Below are 19,164 nucleotides of genomic sequence, written 5' to 3' on the forward strand. Positions count from 1 at the left end.
CGGTGTTTTTACCCGCCCTTGGGCGGAACCGTCAGCGCCCGGATAAGCTCCTAACCCTTACGGGGGCGTGCGCCCCGCTGTCCTGATCCTTTCGATGGGTGCGGAGCATGATCGAGGCTGTCGGCCTGACCAAGCGCTACGGCGACAAGACCGCCGTGTACAACCTTTCCTTCCAGGTACGGCCGGGCGCTGTCACCGGCTTCCTCGGGCCCAACGGCTCGGGCAAGTCGACGACCATGCGCATGATCCTCGGCCTGGACAACCCCACCGCCGGTTCGGTGACGATCGGCGGCTACCCGTACCGCAAGCTGCCGAACGCCCCGCGCCAGGTCGGTGCCCTGCTCGACGCCAAGGCCGTGCACGGTGGCCGGCACGCCCGCAACCACCTGCTGAGCCTCGCCCAGCTCTCGGGCATCCCGGCCCGGCGCGTGGACGAGGTCCTCGGTGTGGTCGGGCTCCAGGACGTGGCGAAGCGACGCTCCAAGGGGTTCTCGCTGGGCATGGGCCAGCGGCTCGGCATCGCCGCCGCGCTCCTCGGCGACCCCCAGGTGCTGCTCTTCGACGAGCCGGTCAACGGCCTCGACCCGGAGGGCATCCTCTGGGTACGCAACCTGATGAAGTCGCTGGCGGCGGAGGGACGGACCGTGTTCGTCTCCAGCCACCTCATGAGCGAGATGGCGCTGACCGCCGATCACCTCATCGTGATCGGGCGCGGTCAGCTGCTCGCCGACATGAGCGTGCGCGACTTCATCTCGGCCAACTCCGCCGACTTCGCCCGGGTGCGCACCCCCGACACCGAGCCCCAGCTGCGCGAGAAGCTCGGCTCCGCGCTCGCCGAGGCGGGCGGCCATGTGCTGCCGGAGCAGGACGGCGCCCTGCGGGTGACGGGCCTGCCGCTGTCGCGCATCAGCGACATCGCCCACGAGGCCGAGGTGCGGCTGTGGGAGCTGTCGCCGCACCAGGCCTCGCTGGAGGAGGCGTACATGCGGATGACGCAGGGCGCGGTCGACTACCGCTCGACGATCGACCAGCGGACCGGGCTGATGCAGCAGCTGCCGCCCGGCGCGCAGCCTCCGATGCCGGTACCGGGACAGGGACAGCCGGGCTGGTACGCCCCGCCGCCGCCCCAGCAGGGCGGACAGCCGTTCGCGATGCAGCAGCCGGCCCCGGGCCAGGTCCCCGCGGGCCCGTACGGCGGTCAGGGCGCTCCCGCGGCGCCCAACCCGTACGCGGCGCCCACGGGCACACCCGCGGCCCCGCCGGCCGCGCCCGCCGCCCCGCCGGCCCCGGTCGCGGACGCCACCCCGGCACCCGCACCCGCACCCGCACCCGCACCCGCCACCGACGCCCTGACCAAGCCCGAGGACGCCCGATGAGCACGCCCCAGCCCCCGATGCCGCAGGCCACACCCGCACCGCACTGGCAGGCGACGGCCGGTTCCGCGTACCCCACCTACACCTCGCCGATCCCCGTCGTGCGTACCCACCTCGGGCACGCCATCAGGTCGGAGTGGACGAAGATCAGGTCCGTGCGCTCCACGATGTGGACGCTGGGCGTGTTCGTGCTGCTCGTCATCGGCATCGGCCTGCTGGCCGCCGTGCTGGTCGCGAGCAACGCCTCTGAGGGGGATCTCGCGTCCGAGAACCCGCTGTCGTTCGGATTCTTCGGGCTGCTCCTCGGCAGCATGTGCATCATCACGCTCGGCGTGCTGACCACCGCCTCCGAGTACGGCACCGGCATGATCCGCACGACGATGACCGCGTGCCCGTCGCGCGGGCGGGTGCTGACGGCGAAGGCGCTGGTGTTCTTCGCGGTCGCGTTCGTCGTCACGCTGGCGTCGGCCGTCCTCGTGGCCCTCGCGGACGTGTCCCTGCTGGACGGGGCGAGGCAGCCGTCGGGCGGCGAGTGGTTCAAGGCCACGATCGGCGTCTCGCTCTACGTGGCGCTGCTCGGCCTGCTGTCGCTGGTCGTCGGCTCGATCATCCGGCACTCGGCGGGCGCCATCACCATCATGATCGGCGTCCTGCTGGCTCCGCTGGTGATCGCGCTGTTCATGTTCTCCGCGTCGCTGGAGAAGGTCCGCGAGGCCCTGTTCGAGTACTCGATCCCGAACCAGCTCAGCGTCTTCTACTCGACCTCGCTCAGCGAGTCGGGCCCGTCCGGCTGGGACCCGCTGTGGATCGCCCTGGGCGTCACGGCGGTCGCGTTCGCCGGCGCCTTCGCGCTGCTGGAGAAGCGGGACGTCTGACGACCGGAGCCGGAGGACGGCTCAGAATCTGGGCGCGTCACGGGACCGCTGCACCCGCGTGGTGCGGCGGTCCCGTGCGTTCCAGCACGCCTTGTGCCAGTGCCGGCGCTCGTCGACGCCCGAGTGCTCGGGCCAGGCCACGACGTGCGGCACCCCGTCGGGGATCAGCTGGTCGCAGCCGGGGCACCGGTAGGCCTTGCCCTGCGCGCTCGACCCGGCCACATGCCGCACGCTCCACTCGTCGCCCTGCCAGCTCTCCGAGGACTGCCAGCCGCCGTAGCGGCCGGCGGAGTCGTCCTCGGCGCTCCGGCCGGAGCCGGAGCCCTTGGGACGGTTGCGACGCGGGGACACGGGACACCTCACGGGGCTATACAGGAAGCACGGGCCAAGTCCAGCCTACGCGGCGTGGACGGGGGTACGCGTAGGGCACCGAACCCCACAAGTCCCCCTCCTGGGCGACCGATTCTCCAGACAATCGGCAAATCTCTCCGTCAGGCCGTGACCTCGGCACGTGTCAGACGGTTATGCCGAGTGGGGGAGCTCCGCGTCGGAGCCAAGGAAGCAGGAAAGTGCAATGCGTGTAGGAAGTTTCGTGTTGGCGGCCCAGTTCCCGGGGCAGGGCCAGGGGGAGGCGCTGCACCGTGCGGTCCGCTCCGCCGAGGTCGCCGAAGAAGCGGGGCTCGACACGGTCTGGCTGGCCGAGCACCATTTCGTGCCGTACGGCACCTGTCCGTCGGCGGTCACCCTGGCCGCGCTGCTCCTGGGCCGCACCCGGCGCATCCGGGTCGGCACCGCGGTCAGCGTACTGCCCACCGTCCATCCCGTGGCCCTCGGCGAACAGGCCGCGCTGCTGCATGTGACCAGCGGCGGCCGGTTCTCGCTGGGCGTGGGACGCGGCGGGCCGTGGGTCGACCTGGAGGTCTTCGGCGCCGGCCTGGAGGCGTACGAGAGCGGGTTCCCGGAATCACTCGATCTGCTGGTGCGCTGGCTGCGCGAACCGTCGGTGGAAGCGCGCGGGAAGCGTTTCGGCTTCCGAGAAGTCCCCGTCGTGCCCAGGCCGTCGGAATCCCTGACGGACGGCACGGGACCCGAGGTCGTCGTCGCCTGCACGTCCCCGGCGAGTGTGCGGATGGCGGCCGAGCGCGGCCTGCCGATGCTGCTCGGGATGCACATCGGGGACGAGGAGAAGGCCGAGATGGTGGCCCTGTGGCGACAGCACGCACGCGCGGCCGGGCGGCCGGCGCAGGAGATCCGTGGCGCGGCCCATGTCTCGGCCGGGGTCTGCCAGGTCGCGGACCGGCGTACGGACGCGGTGGAGGCGCTGACGAAGGCGATGCCGGGCTGGCTGAAGCAGGGGCTGGACGCCCATGTGACGGTGGACGGCCGCGCCCGGCAGATGCGCGACCCGCTGGCGTACACCGAACTGCTCTGCGGGCTGCACCCGGTGGGCACCCCGCGGCTGTGCGCCGACCGGCTCGCGGCGACCAGCGAGCGAACCGGCATCAACCGCTTCGCCCTGCTGGTCGAGGGTTCGGGAGACCTGGCGGCGACCGAGGAGAACGTACGACGACTCGGCGCCGAGGTGCTCCCGCAGCTCGGCTGAACATCCCCGCGACGCGGGGAGCTTGCCGCTCCGGTACTGACTGCACCTCCCGCGTACGGAGCGGCAAGCAGGCGGCTCACTGCGTCAGCAGTCCCTGAACTCGGGGGACTGGTTCAGCACCTGACTACGCACCGAGGTGAAACGCGCCAGCGTCTCGTCGACCGAGTCGTCCAGCGGGAAAACCGCCACCCGGTGGCAGTTCTGGAAGGCCAGCCGCACACCGAAGTGCCGCTGCAGGGCGCCGCGTATCGCGTCGCTCGCGAGCGCGCGCAGCAGCTGGCCTCGTGCCTGCTCGTCCGGCGGGGGCGTCTGGTTGTCGGCGAACTGGTCGCCGTCCACCTTCAGCTGAGCCACCAGGGAGCTGATCATCTCCCATGCGTAAGGCAGGGAGGTCCGGACGCAGTCGACGAATTCTGCTTCGTCGACCTCGCCTCGCTCGGCCTGTTCGAGTAGGGCCGGTGAGACGTCGAGCGACATGGGTTCTCCTCTCGCACCCCCGGAACGCAGGGGTTGCCGGACAGGGAAAGGGAGTTCGCCATGGCGAGACAACGAGCACGCTGCGTACACGCACCGCGACCTCCCGTTTACTACGGTAGGCAACCGACGGTGACGGCACCAGGAGATTGCGCACATAGAGAACTCCCAGTAGGCACACAATCGGCCACGAGCGAACAGATGTTTTCCAGGGCGAATCGCGTGCACCTCCGCCCGTCGAGTAGCGTTGCCGACCATGCGTCTCGTCATCGCCCGGTGTTCCGTCGACTACGCGGGCCGGCTCACCGCCCACCTCGCTTCCGCGCCCCGCCTGATTCTGGTGAAGGCGGACGGCAGCGTCTCGATCCATGCGGACGACCGGGCCTACAAGCCCCTGAACTGGATGTCCCCGCCCTGCACGCTGAAGGAAGGCAGCGGCGCGGAGGAGGGCGTGTGGACGGTCGTCAACAAAGCGGGCGAGAAGCTCATCATCACGATGGAGGAGGTCCTCCACGACTCCTCGCACGAACTGGGCGTGGATCCCGGCCTGATCAAGGACGGCGTGGAAGCACACCTTCAGGAGCTGCTCGCCGACCGCATCGACACCCTCGGCGAGGGCTACACGCTGATCCGGCGCGAGTACATGACCGCCATCGGCCCGGTCGACATCCTGTGCCGGGACGCCGAGGGCCGGACCGTCGCGATCGAGATCAAGCGGCGCGGTGAGATCGACGGTGTCGAGCAGCTCACCCGCTATCTGGAACTGCTCAACCGCGACCCCCACCTCGCTCCGGTGCGGGGTGTCTTCGCGGCCCAGGAGATCAAGCCGCAGGCCCGCGTCCTGGCCACGGACCGCGGCATCGGCTGCCACGTCCTGGACTACGACGCGCTGCGGGGCATCGAGGACGACAAGCTGCGGCTGTTCTGAGCGGGCCGCACACCACCGCGTACGACGAGAAGGGCCGGGTCCGGCGGACGGACCCGGCCCTCTCCGTTTCGGGCACTGTGTCGGACGCGGCGCCGGGCGCGCGTCCGGCGGCCTCAGATCACCGGTGCCGAGTCGCTGGGCGTCCCCGCCCCGGTGCCCTCCGACGCGCTCTCGGAGGCGGTCTGCGAGGCGCTGGCGGACGCGCTGCTGCCGGTCGTGTCGCTCGGGCTGGCGGACGGCGACGTCGAGGGCGAGGCCGAGGGCGTCGACGAGGGGGTCGAGGGGGAGGAAGCCGGTGGCGACGAGGGCGGCCTCGGCGAGCTGTGGCTCGGCCTCGGCGTGGCCGAGGGCGACTTGGTCGGCTTGCTCGACGAGCCGCCCGACCCCTTCGTCCCGCTCGGCTGGTCCGAAGGCTCCGCGCCGCCCGTCGGCGTCGGATCGTCGGACGTGCCGTAGGTGCCGTCGGGGCCCGGATCCGTCGGCGCGGCCGCCGGCGCCCCGCTGCTGCCGCTGCCGTCGTCGTTCTTGGGTGTGTCGGCGCCCAGGCTGCCGTCGTCCAGGCCCTGGCTCGCGGACGGGTTGACGCCGACCTGATCGGATGGGGTGTTGGCGTCGTTGTCCGACGTGGCGCCCAGCGTCACGACCGTGCCCAGCACGGCCACGAGCATCGCCCCCGCGCCGGCCGCCACGAGGTTGCGCCGGGCCAGGCCCCGCAGACCGCCGCGGCCCTTGTGCGCGCCCCCGCCCGAGGCCTGGTGGGTGACCAGCGTGGAGGTGTCCGCGACGAGCGGCGGGTAGACCGCGGGCACCCCGCCGGACGGCGAGGCCGACTCCTCGGAGCGGGCGTCGGGCACCTCCTCGCCCGCCGTGGCCCGCACGCCGGGCACGTCGCCCGTGCGGTCGGCGACCAGGGCAAGGGCGCGGCGGCCGGCGACGGTGCCGCGCTTGTCGGCGAGCGCGCCGCGCAGGCCGATGGACGCCTCCAGTTCGGCGCGCGCTCGGTCGTACTGTCCGCCGCAGAGCGCGAGGACGCCCAACTCGTGGTGGAAGTAGGCCTGTTCGGAGACCTCCCCGGTGAGCCGGGCGGCCTCGGCGCCGGAACGCAGCGCCCGCTCCCAGGCGCTCCAGTGCAGTCCGGCGGCGAACGCGGGCGCGGCCGTGCGGGCCAGCTGGGCGACGGTGCTCTCCTCGCCGTCGGCAGGCGGGACGGCCACCGGCGCCAGCACGGCGAGGGCGGTGAGCAGGGCGTCGGCCTCGGCGCACACCCGTTCGGGGGTGACCGAGGGGTGTCCGGCCCACCAGGCGTAGTGCCGGGCGGCGGTGAGGGCGCGGGTCTCGATGTCGTCGGCGTAGCCGGCGGCCTCCAGCTGGGTCAGGACGCCCGCCGCGAGCCGGTAGCGGGAGCCCACCGGGGAGACCAGGCCGCAGGCCGCCAGCTCGCCGAGAGCGGCGTCCGCGTGGGTGTCTCCGACCAGCGCGGGCAGGTGCGCCTGGTGCGGTATCTCGCCGCCGAGGGCGACGGCGAAGCGCAGGGTGGCGCGGGCCGAGGTGCTCAGCCGGGTGGCGAGCAGCGGGGCGGGCGCGGCCGCCTCGCCGAGCGAGGGCAGGGGTACGTCCTCGGTGGCCTCGGCGTCGAACGGGGCGTCGACGGGCAGCACGTCCGCGAAGACGCCGAACTCGTCGACGGCGCCGACGCCGGCCCGCAGCCGGTCACGCTGCCGCAGCAGGGCGCCGGCCTGGACGAAGCGCAGCGGCAGGCCCTCGGACTCGAACCAGAGGTCGCCGGCCCAGTTGGACTCCTCCTCGGTGAGCACACGGCCGACGGCGCGCTCGATGAGGTCCACACCGCCCGCGCGGTCGAGGCCGCCGAGGAGGATCTCCGCGACGGCCGCGTCGGCGGTCGGGGCGGGCACCTCGGGGGTGGTGGCGAGCACGAAGGCGCACTCGGGGGTGGCGTCGAGCAGTTCGTCGAGCGCGGCGCCGCCGAACTCGACGTCGTCGACCACGACGACCGCGCCGATCTCCCGGACGTACTCGGTCAGCTCGTCCCGGTCCGGGCGGTGCAGGGGCGCGTCGTGGACGGCGTAGAACAGGTCGTACAGCAGCTCGGTCGCCGTGCGGTGGGAGCCGTCGAGGCGGACCACGCCGTCGGGGGCGAGGTCCGTGCAGTCCTCGGCGACGACGTCGAGGAGGCTGGTGCGGCCGGAGCCCGCGGGGCCGGTGAGGCGTACGGAGCGGCCCCGGGCGAGCAGCCTGACCAGGCCCTCGCGCTCGTCCTGGCGGCCGAGCAGCGGCAGTGCGGGCTGCGCGGGACCGGGCGGGACGGGCGGCCTGGCGGCGCGGTCGGCCTCGGCGCGCGCGGCCGCGGTGAGCTTCTCGGGCCGGCCGGGCCGCTCGCCCGGCGGGCAGATCTCGATCTCGCTGCCGTCCACGGGGTTGACCGTGAGCAGCAGGTCGCCGGTGATCAACTGGACCGTGCGGGCCAGGGTCGGCGACGGTTTCAAGTCGGGTGTGAGGGGATCCCTGGACGGGCGCGGGCGCGGCGGGTTGCCGTCACCGTCATGGCCGTGCTCCTCGGGTCCCCGGTTGATCGGGTCCATAGGTTCAAGCCCCCCAAAAGCGTCGAGTGCCGAAAGCCCCTCCCGGCCTTGCCGCACACTGCGCTGTCGCTTCTGGTCCGGGCCCGCTAGAGGGTTACAGGGTCAGCGGGCAGCCGAACCCTAAACCTTCGCACAGTATCTCCGACAGCCCGGGGTACCGGGCCGTCCGAGACATCACAGTCTCGTGAGGATTGGGCGCGTCGGGCGTTTCGCCGCAGCCTGACCGGGTCTCTCCCGGTGGCCCGGGCCCCACCCGTGCCGGGGGTCACACGCGGGGCAGGGACTCCACGCCGATGCCGCCCTCGATCGCCAGGATCCGGTGCAGCCGGGTCGCCACCAGCAGGCGCTGCATCTGCGGCGGGACGTCGCGCAGCACCAGGCGTCGGCCGATCCGGCCGGCCCGCCGGTGGACGCCCATGATCACCCCGAGGCCGGTGGCGTCCCAGGAGTCGAGTTCGGACAGGTCGAGCACGAGGTCGCCGACTCCGTCGTCGACGGCCGAGTGCAGGACCGTACGGGCGTCCGCCGCGCTGCGGACGTCGAGGCGGCCCCCGACGACCAGCTCGACGTGGTCGCCCCTGATGTACATATGCGCTCCCCGAGAGTGCGGTGGCGTACTCCGTGACGGTGGCTGTGCAACGTTTGACTGCTTCAGCGGCGAACTGGTTGCCGTCTGTAAGCGAACCGATACCGAATTCACCCCCAGGGGTGAAACCCCTGGGGCTTGTGCGGTTTCAGTGCCGACACGTACGTGAGATTCAGTACGTGTAGAAGCCCTGCCCGCTCTTGCGTCCGATGTCACCGGCGTCAACCATCCGGCGCATCAGCTCCGGCGGCGCGAACTTCTCGTCCTGGGACTCGGTGTAGATGTTGCCGGTGGCGTGCAGCAGGATGTCCACGCCGGTGAGGTCCGCCGTGGCCAGCGGGCCCATCGCGTGGCCGAAGCCCAGCTTGCAGGCGAGGTCGATGTCCTCGGCGCTCGCCACGCCCGATTCGTAGAGCTTGGCCGCCTCGACGACGAGCGCCGAGATGAGCCGGGTCGTCACGAAGCCGGCCACGTCACGGTTGACGACGATGCAGGTCTTGCCGACGGACTCGGCGAACTCCCGTGCGGTGGCGAGGGTTTCGTCGCTGGTCTTGTAGCCGCGGACGAGCTCGACGAGCTGCATCATCGGCACCGGCGAGAAGAAGTGCACACCGACGACCCGCTCGGGGCGCTCGGTGGCCGCCGCGATCTTGGTGATCGGGATGGCGGAGGTGTTGGAGGCGAGCACGGCGTCGTCCCGCACGATCTTGTCGAGCGCGCGGAAGATCTCGTGCTTGACCTCGAGCTTCTCGAAGACCGCCTCGACGACGACGTCGGCGTCCGCGGCCGCGTCCAGGTCGGTGGTCGCGGTGATCCGGGCGAGGGCAGCGTCGGCGTCGTGCGCCTCCAGCTTGCCCTTGGCGACGAACCGGTCGTACGAGGCCTTGATCGCGTCGGTGCCGCGCTTGAGCGCCTCGTCGGTGACGTCACGCAGGACGACGTCCCAGCCCGCCTGCGCGGAGACCTGGGCGATGCCGGAACCCATGAGGCCGGCTCCGATGACGGCGAGCTTCCGTGCCACTGTGTGACTCCCCTACTGCAACCATGACTAACACGCTGTTTATGTCTGCCTCTCCGGCGGACCATAGCGCTCGCGAGAGGCTGTGTGACCGGTAAGTAATGCGCGTCACGTCTCATCTGACGGACATCACACCGGTAGGTGTCACCGCTCGGCTCGTACGGCGTAGTTGAGCACCTTTCCACCCAACAGTTCCTCGATGTCGTCGAGGAACACCGGCACCTCTCGTGACACTTCGTCCGGATTGCGCCCGGTGACCGTGTCCGCCCGCTGCGGACGAGGACCGTCGGGCGGCTCCAGGCGATCTGACGGGCGATCAGGCCCGGCGCGGCGACACCGCCGCGATCTCGGCGCGCAGCTCGCCCGGGACGGTCCTGGCGGCCCGGCTCCCCCGCGTCACCGCCGGGCACCCGGCGCGAGAGCTGCCCGACGCACGAAGGAGAGAGCGGCGGGGCGGCCCTGGCCCGCCACCACGCCCGTGGAGCGGTCCCACGGACCTCGCGCCGGGCCGGCTGGACGTGCCGTGCACTTCGTGCCGTTGCTGTCCGGTGGACGCGGTGCGCGACGCCCGCCTCGGCACGCACGCACACCTCCGCGCACATGCTCCACGGCCTCCTGGTCGCCGTCGGCTTCGCCGCGCTCGCCGTGACCGTGAGCACACGCGTGTTCCGAACCGCCGGGGCATAACTAGGCTGGCCGCATGGTCAATCTGACGCGCATCTACACCAGGACCGGCGACAACGGCAGCACCGCCCTCGGCGACATGAGCCGGGTCGCCAAGACGGACCTGCGGATCTCGGCGTACGCCGACGCCAACGAGGCGAACGCGGTCATCGGCACGGCGATCGCCCTCGGCGGCCTGGACGAGCGGATCGTCAAGGTCCTCACCCGGGTCCAGAACGATCTGTTCGACGTGGGCGCGGACCTGTCGACGCCGGTGACGGAGAACCCCGAGTTCCCGCCGCTGCGGGTGGAGCAGTTCTACGTCGACAAGCTGGAGGCGGACTGCGACGCCTTCAACGCGGAGCTGGAGAAGCTGCGGTCGTTCATCCTGCCGGGGGGCACCGCGGGCGCGGCCCTGCTGCACCAGGCCTGCACGGTCGTCCGGCGGGCCGAGCGCTCGACGTGGGCCGCCCTGGAGGTGCACGGCGAGGCGATGAACCCGCTCACCGCGACCTACCTCAACCGGCTGTCGGACCTGCTCTTCATCCTGGCGCGCACGGCGAACAAGGACGTGGGCGACGTGCTGTGGGTGCCGGGCGGGGAGCGCTGACCGGCAGCGCCCCCGGCCCCCGCGCTCAGCGGTCCGCGTCGTCCTGCGCTGCGTCCTCGTCCGCCCGCGCGAGCGCCGACTCGGCGGCGTCCACCTTCTTCTGCATCTCGGTGTAGCCGGAGGGAGCGGCGGGTGACTTCCGCGCCGTGCCGCCGTCCGGGGCGCAGCCCAGGGTCACGCCCGCCAGCAGGGCGGCGACGGCCGCCGCCATGACCGTCCGGCGCATCAGCTCCGCCCCGCGTCGTTGCCGTTGCCGTCGGCCTGGCACCACGTCTTCACGCCGGCCAGGTCCTTCTGGCGCTGCCGGAGCGTCGACACCAGGGACTTTCGGAAGGTGAGCCGGTCCTGGAGGTACGTCTCGATCTCGTCGTGCCCGGCCGCCTTCGCGTTGTCCACGCGCTTCTGCAGGCGGGCGATCGAGCCGCGGGTGTCGACGCCGGCGTTCAGCCGCGTCAGGACCCGGTCGATCCGGTCGTCGATCTTCGGCAGCCGCTTGCAGAGCGCCCGGGCGCCGTCACCCGTCGGTGTCGGCGCGGGGGTGCCCTCGGCGGTGGCCGCCGTCGTACCGCCCACCAGCAGGGCCGCCGTGGCGAACCCGACGAACAGACGCCTTCCCCGTGCGTGCATCTCGTCCTCCGTTCCCGGACGGACCCTCGTCCGTCCGACGCGTCGGAGGCTAGGAAGCTTCCTTGGGGAAACTCTGTGACCGGTTCGCCCCAACTGTGCCGATCAGCCAGTCCCGGCGCCCGGGCAGGTCTCCGCCGGTCGACGGCAGCCGTACCTCGAAGCGGGCGCCCCCGCCGGACGGCCCCTGCGTCACCGTCACGCTCCCCCGGTGCAGCGCGGCCTGCTGGGCCACCAGGGTCAGACCGAGTCCGGAGCCCGAGCTGCCGGGACCTCGTTCGAAACGTGCGAAGACGCGGGAGCGGGCCTCGGGGGGCACCCCCGGCCCCCGGTCGTCGACCGTGAGCACGACCTGGTGTCCCGCGCGCCGCACCCCGACCGCCACCGTCGCCCGGCCCTGCGGGTCCCGCCCGTGGGCCAGCGCGTTGGCCACGAGGTTGTCGAGGAGGAGGCGGACACCCGGCTCCCAGCCGTGGACGGTCAGCCCCGGGACCGCGTCCAGGGTGATCCGCGCGTCGGGGGCCCGCCGCCGCGCCTCCGCCACCGAGGCGTCCGCCGCCTCCGTCACGTCCACGGTCCGCAGGGCCTCCGCCTCCACGAGATCCCCGCGGCCCAGCTCCCGCAGCATCACGAGCAGGCCCAGCAGCCGGGCGTGTTCGCCGCGCAGGTCGGCCAGGACCTCCGTGCGGTCCGGCTCGGGAAGCTCCGGGTGGTCGGTGAGGATGTCGAGGTTGGTGCCCATGCTCATGAGCGGCGTGCGCAGTTCGTGGGAGGCCGCCGCCGAGAACGAGCGGGCCGTGTCGAGTGCCTCGGCGGTGCGGGCGGCCTGCTCGTCGTAACGGGCGAGGACCGTGCGCAGGGTGGCCGCGAGTTCGTCGACCTCGGTGACCCCGGTGGGCTCGTCGGGCGGCCGGGCGGTACTGGTGCGCGGGTCGAGTCCGGCGGTACGGCGGCCCAGGCGCCGGAGCGGTCCGGTGGCGCCGGTGGCGATGCCCCAGGCGAGCAGGCCGGACAGCGGCGCGGCCAGCAGGGTCGTCACGGCCACGCGGCGCCTGACGAGCCGGAGCTGGGTCTGGTCGGCCGCGTCGGGCGAGAAGACCCACAGGGTGCCCGAGCCGCGCGCGGTGGTGATCGGCACCGAGAGCGCACGCCAACTGGTGCCGCGGGAACGAACGGTGACCGGTCCCGACGTCCGGTTCGGCAGCGGGACCGAGGCATCCGGCTGCGGCCCTCCGCTGAAGCTGCCGTCCGGTCCCACGACCCGCACACCTACGTCGAGGACCGCGCTGTACAGCCGCCGCTCCCGGGTGTCGGCCGCCTTGGGCCGGTCGGCGGAGGAGGCGCGCAGCAGGGCCCGGGCGTCCGGGGTGACAGCCGCGGCCCGCTCCCGCAGATGCTCGTCCTCGGCGCTGTGCAGATCGCGGGAGACCAGTTGGAGCAGCAGCCAGCCGGAGGCCAGCACCAGCAGCGGCACGGTCACCCCGACCGCGAGCCCGATCCTGGTCGACAGCCTCATGACGGCTCGTCCCGCAGGACGAACCCCACCCCGCGCACGGTGTGCACCAGCCGTCGCCTGCCGCCCGCCTCCAGCTTGCGCCGCAGATAGCTGACGAAGGTGTCGACGGTGTCGGTGCGCACGTCGAAGTCGTAGCCCCAGACCCGCTCGATGAGCTGGTCGCGGGTGAGGACGAGTCCGGCGTTGCGGGCGAGCACCTCCAGGAGTTCGAACTCGCGCCGGGTCAGTTCCAGGGGCCGCCCGTCCCGCAGCGCCGTACGGGCCGCCGGGTCGATCACCAGTCCCGCCACCCGCAGCGCCTCCCCCGTCGGCGGCCTGCGCCGCAGCAGCGCCCTCAACCGCAGTACCAGTTCCTGCAGCGCGAACGGCTTCACCAGATAGTCGTCCCCGCCCGCCTGGAGCCCGGCTATGCGGTCGGCGGTCTCGTCCAGCGCCGAGAGCATGAGCACGGGGAGGTCCTGGCCGTCGTCGCGCAGCCGTGCGCACACCTCGATGCCGCTCATCCCGGGCATCGACACATCGAGGACGAGCACGTCGGGCTGCGCCTCGCGGATCGCGTCCAGAGCCGCGCGCCCGCCGTCCGCCGTCCGTACGCGGAAGCCGCTCAGCCGCAGCCCGCGCTCCAGCGAACGCCGGATGGCCGGATCGTCGTCCACCACCAGCACCGCCCCGGGGCGGGCTATGTCACTCATGCGGTCAGCGTACGGCGCTCCTCCGGAGCCGGCCGTGGCGCGGGGTCATCCGGCGCAGGGGTTGCACTGCGAGGCACAAACGGCCATCGTCGCACAGGAGTTGGCGATCCATCGGGGTAACGCCATAGTGGTCCAGACCTATTGACCTATGGTCCAGACCTTTCTATTCTCGCGGCACTGTGGGCGCGAAGGCTCAGTCACGCCCCCTACACCCCCGAGGAGGCGCACCATGCGCTTCAGGCACAGAGCCGCGGCAGGGATCGCCACCCTGCTGCTCCCGCTGGCCGGCCTGGCCGGTCTCACCAGCCCCGCGCAGGCCGCGGCCGAAGCCACGTCAGCCACCGCCACCTACACCAAGGGCTCCGACTGGGGCACCGGCTTCGAAGGCAAGTGGACGGTGAAGAACACCGGCACCACGGCCCTCAGCTCCTGGACGATCGAGTGGGACTTCCCCTCCGGTACGTCCGTCACGTCCGCCTGGGACGCCGACGTCACGTCCTCCGGCACCCACTGGACCGCCAAGAACAAGTCCTACAACGGGAGCCTCGCCGCCGGCGCCTCCGTCTCCTTCGGCTTCAACGGCGCCGGTTCCGGAGCGCCCTCCAACTGCAAGCTCAACGGCGGCAGTTGCGACGGCGGCCCGAGCGTCCCCGGCGACAACCCGCCCTCCGTGCCCGGCACGCCCACCGCCTCGGCGATCACCGAGACCTCGGTGAAGCTCTCCTGGAGCGCGGCCACCGACGACAAGGGCGTCAAGAACTACGACGTCCTGCGCGGCGGCACCAAGGTCGCCACCGTGACCACGACGTCGTACACCGACACCGGTCTGACCGCCGGCACCGACTACTCGTACACCGTGCAGGCCCGTGACACGGCGGACCAGACCGGCCCGGTCAGCGGCTCGGTCCCGGTGCACACCACCGGCGGCACCACCCCGCCGCCCACCGGCAAGAACGTCAAGCTCGGCTACTTCACCGAGTGGGGCATCTACGGCCGCAACTACAACGTCAAGAACCTGGTGACGTCGGGCTCGGCCGCCAAGATCACCCACATCAACTACGCCTTCGGCAACGTCACCAACGGGCAGTGCGCGATCGGTGACTCCTACGCCGACTACGACAAGGCCTTCACCGCCGACCAGTCGGTCAGCGGCGTCGCCGACACCTGGGACCAGCCGCTGCGCGGCAACTTCAACCAGCTGCGTCAGCTGAAGGCCAAGTACCCGAACATCAAGATCCTCTGGTCCTTCGGCGGCTGGACCTGGTCCGGCGGATTCGCCCAGGCCGCCGCCAACCCGGCCGCCTTCGCGCAGTCCTGCTACAACCTGGTCGAGGACCCGCGCTGGGCCGACGTCTTCGACGGCATCGACATCGACTGGGAGTACCCGAACGCCTGCGGTCTGACCTGCGACACCAGCGGCGCCGCGGCCTACAAGAACCTGATGGGTGCCCTGCGCGCCAAGTTCGGCGCGAACAACCTGGTCACCGCGGCCACCACGGCCGACGGCACCTCGGGCGGAAAGATCGACGCCGCCGACTACGCGGGCGCCGCGCAGTACGTCGACTGGTACAACGTGATGACGTACGACTTCTTCGGCGCCTTCGACGCGGACGGCCCGACCGCCCCGCACTCCCCGCTCACCACCTACAACGGCATCCCGCAGGCCGGGTTCACCACGGCCGACGCGATCGCGAAGTTCAGGTCGAAGGGCGTGCCCGCGAGCAAGCTGCTCATCGGCATCGGCTTCTACGGCCGCGGCTGGACCGGTGTCACCCAGGACGCCCCGGGCGGCACGGCGACCGGGCCCGCGGCGGGCACGTACGAGCCGGGCAACGAGGACTACAAGGTCCTCAAGACCAGCTGCCCCGTCACCGGCACCATCGCCGGCACGGCGTACGCGCACTGCGGCAGCAACTGGTGGTCCTACGACACTCCCACCACCATCGGCACGAAGATGGCGTGGGCCAAGAGCCAGGGTCTGGGCGGCGCGTTCTTCTGGGAGTTCAGTGGCGACACCAGCAACGGCGAGCTCGTCAGCGCCATCAACACCGGCCTGAGCTGACCCCCTCGTCCACCCCCCACAACCGCCGCGGGCGGACCTCCGGGTCTGTCCGCGGCGCCTTGCGTGCGGGGGTCAGGCCACGTTCACCCGCTGGCCGGGCGGGGCCGCCTCCAGCCAGGCGAGGAAACCGGTCAGCGCGTCGTCGCTCATCGCGAGTTCCAGCCGCGTGCCCCGGTGCATGCAGGTGAGGATCACCGAGTCGGACAGCAGTGCCAGCTCCTCCTCGCCGTCGGGCAGCCGGCGTCCGGCCACCTCGATCGACGCCCGCTCCAGGACACGGCGCGGACGGGGCGCGTAGGAGAAGACCCGGTACCACTCGATGCGGTCGCCGTTGTAGCGGGCGACGCCGTAGCTCCAGCCCTTGCCGCTGGTGTCGGGCTTCTCGGGGACGTCCCAGCGCAGGCTGCAGTCGAAGGTGCCGCCCGAGCGCTGGATGAGTCTGCGCCGCAGTCCGAAGACGAACAGCCCCACCACCACGAGGGCGACGACGATTCCGCACACAGTCAGAGCGAGGACCATCGGCACCGACCTCCTCGTCTCCTAGATAACGGAACGGAAAAAACATCCATATCTGCCTCAGCCGCGACCGGCACCGGATCGCTCCGGTCCCAGCCGCGGCTGAGTGACGTCATCGCTCGGCGCTCCCCAGCGCCGCGAGGGCCCTGGGAAGTGCCTCCAGTCTCAGCGCCCCGCCGCCGCACGCAGTCGTACGTCGGCACGGCGCTCGGCGGAGGCGTCGCCCTCCGCCTTCGCGCGCTCGAGCTCGCGCTCCGCGCGCTGGACGTCGATCTCGTCCGACAGCTCGGCGATCTCGGCCAGCAGCGACAGCTTGTTGTCGGCGAACGAGATGAAACCGCCGTGCACCGCGGCGACGACCGTCGCACCATCACTCGTACGGATGGTCACCGGGCCCGACTCCAGCACACCGAGCAGCGGCTGGTGACCGGGCATGACGCCGATGTCGCCGGACGTGGTGCGCGCGACGACCAGGGTGGCCTCGCCGGACCAGACCTCTCGGTCGGCCGCGACCAGCGCGACGTGCAGCTCAGCAGCCAAGGTTGGCTCCTCGGGTCACCACCCGGCGGTTGTGCCGGGTGTTGGTTACAAGTCTAGTGGGCGTGACAGAGGGGGCGGGACGCGCCCGCCCCCTCCGCAAGAGCGCGAGGCTCAGGAGACGCCCAGCTCCTTGGCGTTGGCCTTGAGGTCCTCAATGCCACCGCACAGGAAGAACGCCTGCTCCGGGAAGTGGTCGTACTCGCCGTCGATGATCGCGTTGAAGGCCACGATCGACTCGTCCAGCGGGACGTCCGACCCGTCGACGCCGGTGAACTGCTTGGCGACGTGGGTGTTCTGGGACAGGAAGCGCTCCACGCGACGGGCACGGTGGACGACGAGCTTGTCCTCCTCGCCGAGCTCGTCGATACCGAGGATCGCGATGATGTCCTGGAGGTCCTTGTACTTCTGGAGGACCGTCTTGACACGCATCGCGGTGTTGTAGTGATCCGCCGCGATGTAGCGCGGGTCGAGGATGCGGGACGTGGAGTCCAGCGGGTCCACGGCCGGGTAGATGCCCTTCTCGGAGATCGGACGGGACAGAACCGTCGTCGCGTCGAGGTGGGCGAACGTGGTGGCCGGGGCCGGGTCGGTCAGGTCGTCCGCGGGGACGTAGATCGCCTGCATCGAGGTGATCGAGTGACCGCGGGTCGAGGTGATGCGCTCCTGGAGGAGACCCATCTCGTCGGCCAGGTTCGGCTGGTAACCCACCGCGGAGGGCATCCGGCCGAGCAGGGTCGAGACCTCGGAACCGGCCTGGGTGAAGCGGAAGATGTTGTCGATGAAGAACAGCACGTCCTGCTTCTGCACATCGCGGAAGTACTCCGCCATGGTCAGACCCGCGAGGGCCACGCGCAGACGGGTGCCCGGGGGCTCGTCCATCTGGCCGAAGACCAGGGCGGTCTTGTCGATGACGCCCGAGTCCGCCATCTCCTCGATGAGGTCGTTGCCCTCACGCGTGCGCTCGCCGACACCGGCGAACACGGAGACACCGTCGTGGTTGTTGGCGACGCGGTAGATCATCTCCTGGATGAGCACCGTCTTGCCGACGCCGGCACCACCGAACAGACCGATCTTTCCACCCTTGACGTACGGGGTGAGAAGGTCGATGACCTTGACGCCGGTCTCGAACATCTCGGTCTTCGACTCGAGCTCGTCGAAGCGCGGGGCCTTGCGGTGGATGGACCAGCGCTCGCCGTCGTACTTCTCGTCGACGTTCAGCACCTCACCGAGGGTGTTGAACACCTTGCCCTTGGTGAAGTCGCCGACCGGGACGGTGATGCCCGTGCCGGTGTCGGTGACCGGGGCCTGGCGGACCAGACCGTCGGTGGGCTGCATCGAGATGGTGCGGACCAGGCCGTCACCCAGGTGCTGGGCGACCTCCAGGGTCAGGACCTTCTTGTCGCCGGCGTTGGCCGGGTCGGCCACCGTGACGTGAAGGGCGTTGTAGATCTCCGGCATCGCGTCGACGGGGAACTCCACGTCGACGACCGGGCCGATGACCCGGGCGACGCGGCCCGTGGCAACGGCCGTCTCAGAAGTCGTCGTCATTACTTGTCACTCCCCGCGGTCGCGTCGGCAAGGGCGCTGGCGCCACCGACGATCTCGCTGATTTCCTGGGTGATTTCGGCCTGGCGGGCCGCGTTGGCAAGACGGGAGAGCGTGTTGATCAGATCTCCCGCGTTGTCGGTCGCCGACTTCATCGCGCGGCGCGTGGCGGCGTGCTTGGAGGCAGCCGACTGGAGCAGCGCGTTGTAGATACGGCTCTCGACGTACCGCGGCAGCAGGGCGTCGAGGACGTCCTCCGCCGAGGGCTCGAAGTCGTACAGCGGGAGGATCTCGCCCTGGGGCGCCGCCTCCCGGGCGACCTCGTCGAGGCTGAGCGGCAGCAGACGGTCGTCGAGCGCCGTCTGCGTCATCATCGAGACGAACTCGGTGAAGACGATGTGGAGTTCGTCCACTCCGCCGTCCGCCGTGTCCTGCTCGATCGCCTCGATGAGCGGAGCCGCGACCTTCTTGGCGTCCGCGTACGAGGGCTCGTCGGTGAAGCCCGTCCACGACTCCGAGACCTTGCGCTCACGGAAGTGGTAGTGGGCGAGACCGCGCCGGCCGACGATGTACGTGTCGACCTGCTTGCCCTCGGACTCGAGGCGCTCGGTCAGCTTCTCCGCGGCCTTGATGGCGTTGGAGTTGAACGCGCCTGCGAGACCACGGTCGCTCGTCAGGAGCAGCACCGCGGACCGCACGACCGTCTCGGCCTGGGTGGTCAGCGGGTGCTTCGTGTTCGAGCCGGTACCGACCGCCGTGACCGCGCGGGTGAGCTCGGTCGCGTACGGCGCGGAGGCCGCCACCTTGCGCTGCGCCTTGACGACGCGCGAGGCGGCGATCATCTCCATCGCCTTGGTGATCTTCTTGGTCGCGGTGACGGATCGGATGCGACGCTTGTAGACCCGGAGCTGGGCTCCCATGAGTCAGGTCCCTTCCTTA

At 71.3% G+C, this 19,164-nt stretch carries 19 protein-coding genes and 1 pseudogene; 7 read left to right on the forward strand and 13 right to left on the reverse strand.

The window, feature by feature from the left end; all coding sequences use genetic code 11:
* Positions 1 to 107: 107 nt before the first annotated feature.
* Positions 108 to 1,376, forward strand: a complete 1,269-nt coding sequence (locus ACFV0T_RS08910; protein WP_385776048.1) for an ATP-binding cassette domain-containing protein — start codon at positions 108 to 110, stop codon at positions 1,374 to 1,376.
* Entirely contained in the window at positions 1,373 to 2,248 is an 876-nt protein-coding gene (locus tag ACFV0T_RS08915; RefSeq protein WP_385776050.1) for an ABC transporter permease subunit, read from the forward strand. The genes ACFV0T_RS08910 and ACFV0T_RS08915 overlap by 4 nt, the downstream gene beginning before the upstream one ends.
* Positions 2,249 to 2,269: 21 nt before the next feature.
* Here ACFV0T_RS08915 and ACFV0T_RS08920 read toward each other — a convergent pair whose 3' ends face one another.
* The gene (locus tag ACFV0T_RS08920) at positions 2,270 to 2,599 is read right to left on the reverse strand and encodes an ATP/GTP-binding protein (protein ID WP_385776052.1); all 330 of its coding nucleotides are present in this window, start codon (positions 2,597 to 2,599) and stop codon (positions 2,270 to 2,272) included.
* A gap of 223 nt (positions 2,600 to 2,822) precedes the next feature.
* Here ACFV0T_RS08920 and ACFV0T_RS08925 point away from each other — a divergent pair, with 223 nt between their 5' ends.
* Complete coding sequence (locus ACFV0T_RS08925; protein WP_385776054.1) at positions 2,823 to 3,851, forward strand: LLM class flavin-dependent oxidoreductase; 1,029 nt, start codon at positions 2,823 to 2,825, stop codon at positions 3,849 to 3,851.
* 84 nt (positions 3,852 to 3,935) lie between these two features.
* Here the strand turns inward: ACFV0T_RS08925 and ACFV0T_RS08930 are convergent, their stop codons facing one another.
* Positions 3,936 to 4,328, reverse strand: a complete 393-nt coding sequence (locus ACFV0T_RS08930; RefSeq protein ID WP_385776056.1) for an SCO5389 family protein — start codon at positions 4,326 to 4,328, stop codon at positions 3,936 to 3,938.
* Positions 4,329 to 4,581: 253 nt separating this feature from the next.
* On the opposite strand from ACFV0T_RS08930, the gene nucS reads away from it, so the two are divergent.
* Entirely contained in the window at positions 4,582 to 5,253 is a 672-nt protein-coding gene (gene nucS / locus ACFV0T_RS08935) for an endonuclease NucS (protein WP_385776058.1), read from the forward strand.
* Between the two features lie 113 nt (positions 5,254 to 5,366).
* On the opposite strand, the gene ACFV0T_RS08940 is transcribed toward nucS, so the two are convergent.
* The 3 genes from ACFV0T_RS08940 to ACFV0T_RS08950 all read right to left on the reverse strand — a co-directional run bounded on the left by ACFV0T_RS08940 (position 5,367) and on the right by ACFV0T_RS08950 (position 9,460).
* Positions 5,367 to 7,853 carry an ATP-binding protein gene (locus ACFV0T_RS08940; protein WP_385776060.1) on the reverse strand — a complete coding sequence of 829 codons (2,487 nt, stop codon included), beginning with the start codon at positions 7,851 to 7,853 and terminating at the stop codon, positions 5,367 to 5,369.
* 265 nt (positions 7,854 to 8,118) lie between these two features.
* Positions 8,119 to 8,442 (reverse strand): STAS domain-containing protein, encoded by a 324-nt coding sequence (locus ACFV0T_RS08945; RefSeq protein ID WP_385776062.1) that lies wholly within the window; start codon positions 8,440 to 8,442, stop codon positions 8,119 to 8,121.
* Positions 8,443 to 8,611: 169 nt separating this feature from the next.
* Positions 8,612 to 9,460, reverse strand: a complete 849-nt coding sequence (locus tag ACFV0T_RS08950) for a 3-hydroxyacyl-CoA dehydrogenase family protein (protein ID WP_385776064.1) — start codon at positions 9,458 to 9,460, stop codon at positions 8,612 to 8,614.
* Between the two features lie 545 nt (positions 9,461 to 10,005).
* Between ACFV0T_RS08950 and ACFV0T_RS08955 the strand changes: the two are divergent.
* Together ACFV0T_RS08955 and ACFV0T_RS08960 are read left to right on the forward strand one after the other, a co-directional pair.
* Positions 10,006 to 10,144 (forward strand): annotated as a pseudogene (locus ACFV0T_RS08955) (ABC transporter permease); the annotation flags it as partial.
* Positions 10,145 to 10,157: 13 nt separating this feature from the next.
* Positions 10,158 to 10,730 (forward strand): cob(I)yrinic acid a,c-diamide adenosyltransferase, encoded by a 573-nt coding sequence (locus ACFV0T_RS08960; RefSeq protein ID WP_385776066.1) that lies wholly within the window; start codon positions 10,158 to 10,160, stop codon positions 10,728 to 10,730.
* A 25-nt stretch (positions 10,731 to 10,755) separates the two neighbouring features.
* Here ACFV0T_RS08960 and ACFV0T_RS08965 read toward each other — a convergent pair whose 3' ends face one another.
* Genes ACFV0T_RS08965 through ACFV0T_RS08980 form a run of 4 tightly spaced genes read right to left on the reverse strand, consistent with a single transcriptional unit; the run spans position 10,756 to position 13,562 of the window.
* Positions 10,756 to 10,956, reverse strand: coding sequence for a hypothetical protein (locus tag ACFV0T_RS08965; protein ID WP_385776068.1), 201 nt, complete (start codon positions 10,954 to 10,956; stop codon positions 10,756 to 10,758).
* Positions 10,956 to 11,357, reverse strand: a complete 402-nt coding sequence (locus ACFV0T_RS08970; protein ID WP_385776070.1) for a hypothetical protein — start codon at positions 11,355 to 11,357, stop codon at positions 10,956 to 10,958. Before ACFV0T_RS08970 ends, ACFV0T_RS08965 begins: the two co-directional genes overlap by 1 nt.
* A 49-nt stretch (positions 11,358 to 11,406) precedes the next feature.
* Positions 11,407 to 12,870, reverse strand: a complete 1,464-nt coding sequence (locus ACFV0T_RS08975) for a sensor histidine kinase (RefSeq protein WP_385776072.1) — start codon at positions 12,868 to 12,870, stop codon at positions 11,407 to 11,409.
* Positions 12,867 to 13,562: a response regulator transcription factor gene (locus ACFV0T_RS08980; RefSeq protein WP_385776074.1), complete on the reverse strand. Its 696-nt coding sequence runs from the start codon at positions 13,560 to 13,562 to the stop codon at positions 12,867 to 12,869. The genes ACFV0T_RS08975 and ACFV0T_RS08980 overlap by 4 nt, the downstream gene beginning before the upstream one ends.
* 229 nt (positions 13,563 to 13,791) lie before the next feature.
* Between ACFV0T_RS08980 and ACFV0T_RS08985 the strand changes: the two genes are divergently transcribed.
* A complete protein-coding gene (locus ACFV0T_RS08985; protein ID WP_385776076.1) occupies positions 13,792 to 15,624 on the forward strand; it encodes a glycosyl hydrolase family 18 protein in 1,833 nt (610 codons plus the stop codon).
* 72 nt (positions 15,625 to 15,696) lie between these two features.
* On the opposite strand, the gene ACFV0T_RS08990 is transcribed toward ACFV0T_RS08985, so the two are convergent.
* The 4 genes from ACFV0T_RS08990 to ACFV0T_RS09005 all read right to left on the reverse strand — a co-directional run bounded on the left by ACFV0T_RS08990 (position 15,697) and on the right by ACFV0T_RS09005 (position 19,145).
* Positions 15,697 to 16,143, reverse strand: coding sequence for a DUF2550 domain-containing protein (locus tag ACFV0T_RS08990; protein WP_385776078.1), 447 nt, complete (start codon positions 16,141 to 16,143; stop codon positions 15,697 to 15,699).
* Between the two features lie 162 nt (positions 16,144 to 16,305).
* Positions 16,306 to 16,680, reverse strand: a complete 375-nt coding sequence (locus ACFV0T_RS08995) for a F0F1 ATP synthase subunit epsilon (RefSeq protein WP_385776080.1) — start codon at positions 16,678 to 16,680, stop codon at positions 16,306 to 16,308.
* A gap of 111 nt (positions 16,681 to 16,791) precedes the next feature.
* Positions 16,792 to 18,228 (reverse strand): F0F1 ATP synthase subunit beta, encoded by a 1,437-nt coding sequence (atpD, locus tag ACFV0T_RS09000; protein ID WP_385776082.1) that lies wholly within the window; start codon positions 18,226 to 18,228, stop codon positions 16,792 to 16,794.
* Complete coding sequence (locus ACFV0T_RS09005; protein WP_385776084.1) at positions 18,228 to 19,145, reverse strand: F0F1 ATP synthase subunit gamma; 918 nt, start codon at positions 19,143 to 19,145, stop codon at positions 18,228 to 18,230. Before ACFV0T_RS09005 ends, atpD begins: the two co-directional genes overlap by 1 nt.
* Positions 19,146 to 19,164: the final 19 nt, after the last annotated feature.

The organism is Streptomyces sp. NPDC059582, from assembly GCF_042735715.1.
In the GTDB taxonomy this organism is placed as follows: domain Bacteria; phylum Actinomycetota; class Actinomycetes; order Streptomycetales; family Streptomycetaceae; genus Streptomyces.

Bases quoted from the DNA above. Each gene is read 5' to 3' on its own strand.
- ACFV0T_RS08925 (WP_385776054.1), top strand. From the start codon at position 2,823: ATGCGTGTAGGAAGTTTCGTGTTGGCGGCCCAGTTCCCGGGGCAGGGC.
- ACFV0T_RS08945 (WP_385776062.1), bottom strand. From the start codon at position 8,442: ATGTACATCAGGGGCGACCACGTCGAGCTGGTCGTCGGGGGCCGCCTC.
- ACFV0T_RS08990 (WP_385776078.1), bottom strand. From the start codon at position 16,143: ATGGTCCTCGCTCTGACTGTGTGCGGAATCGTCGTCGCCCTCGTGGTG.
- ACFV0T_RS08965 (WP_385776068.1), bottom strand. From the start codon at position 10,956: ATGCGCCGGACGGTCATGGCGGCGGCCGTCGCCGCCCTGCTGGCGGGC.
- ACFV0T_RS08975 (WP_385776072.1), bottom strand. From the start codon at position 12,870: ATGAGGCTGTCGACCAGGATCGGGCTCGCGGTCGGGGTGACCGTGCCG.
- atpD (WP_385776082.1), bottom strand. From the start codon at position 18,228: ATGACGACGACTTCTGAGACGGCCGTTGCCACGGGCCGCGTCGCCCGG.
- ACFV0T_RS08930 (WP_385776056.1), bottom strand. From the start codon at position 4,328: ATGTCGCTCGACGTCTCACCGGCCCTACTCGAACAGGCCGAGCGAGGC.
- ACFV0T_RS09005 (WP_385776084.1), bottom strand. From the start codon at position 19,145: ATGGGAGCCCAGCTCCGGGTCTACAAGCGTCGCATCCGATCCGTCACC.
- ACFV0T_RS08940 (WP_385776060.1), bottom strand. From the start codon at position 7,853: ATGGACCCGATCAACCGGGGACCCGAGGAGCACGGCCATGACGGTGAC.
- nucS (WP_385776058.1), top strand. From the start codon at position 4,582: ATGCGTCTCGTCATCGCCCGGTGTTCCGTCGACTACGCGGGCCGGCTC.
- ACFV0T_RS08985 (WP_385776076.1), top strand. From the start codon at position 13,792: ATGCGCTTCAGGCACAGAGCCGCGGCAGGGATCGCCACCCTGCTGCTC.
- ACFV0T_RS08915 (WP_385776050.1), top strand. From the start codon at position 1,373: ATGAGCACGCCCCAGCCCCCGATGCCGCAGGCCACACCCGCACCGCAC.
- ACFV0T_RS08970 (WP_385776070.1), bottom strand. From the start codon at position 11,357: ATGCACGCACGGGGAAGGCGTCTGTTCGTCGGGTTCGCCACGGCGGCC.
- ACFV0T_RS08960 (WP_385776066.1), top strand. From the start codon at position 10,158: ATGGTCAATCTGACGCGCATCTACACCAGGACCGGCGACAACGGCAGC.
- ACFV0T_RS08980 (WP_385776074.1), bottom strand. From the start codon at position 13,562: ATGAGTGACATAGCCCGCCCCGGGGCGGTGCTGGTGGTGGACGACGAT.
- ACFV0T_RS08910 (WP_385776048.1), top strand. From the start codon at position 108: ATGATCGAGGCTGTCGGCCTGACCAAGCGCTACGGCGACAAGACCGCC.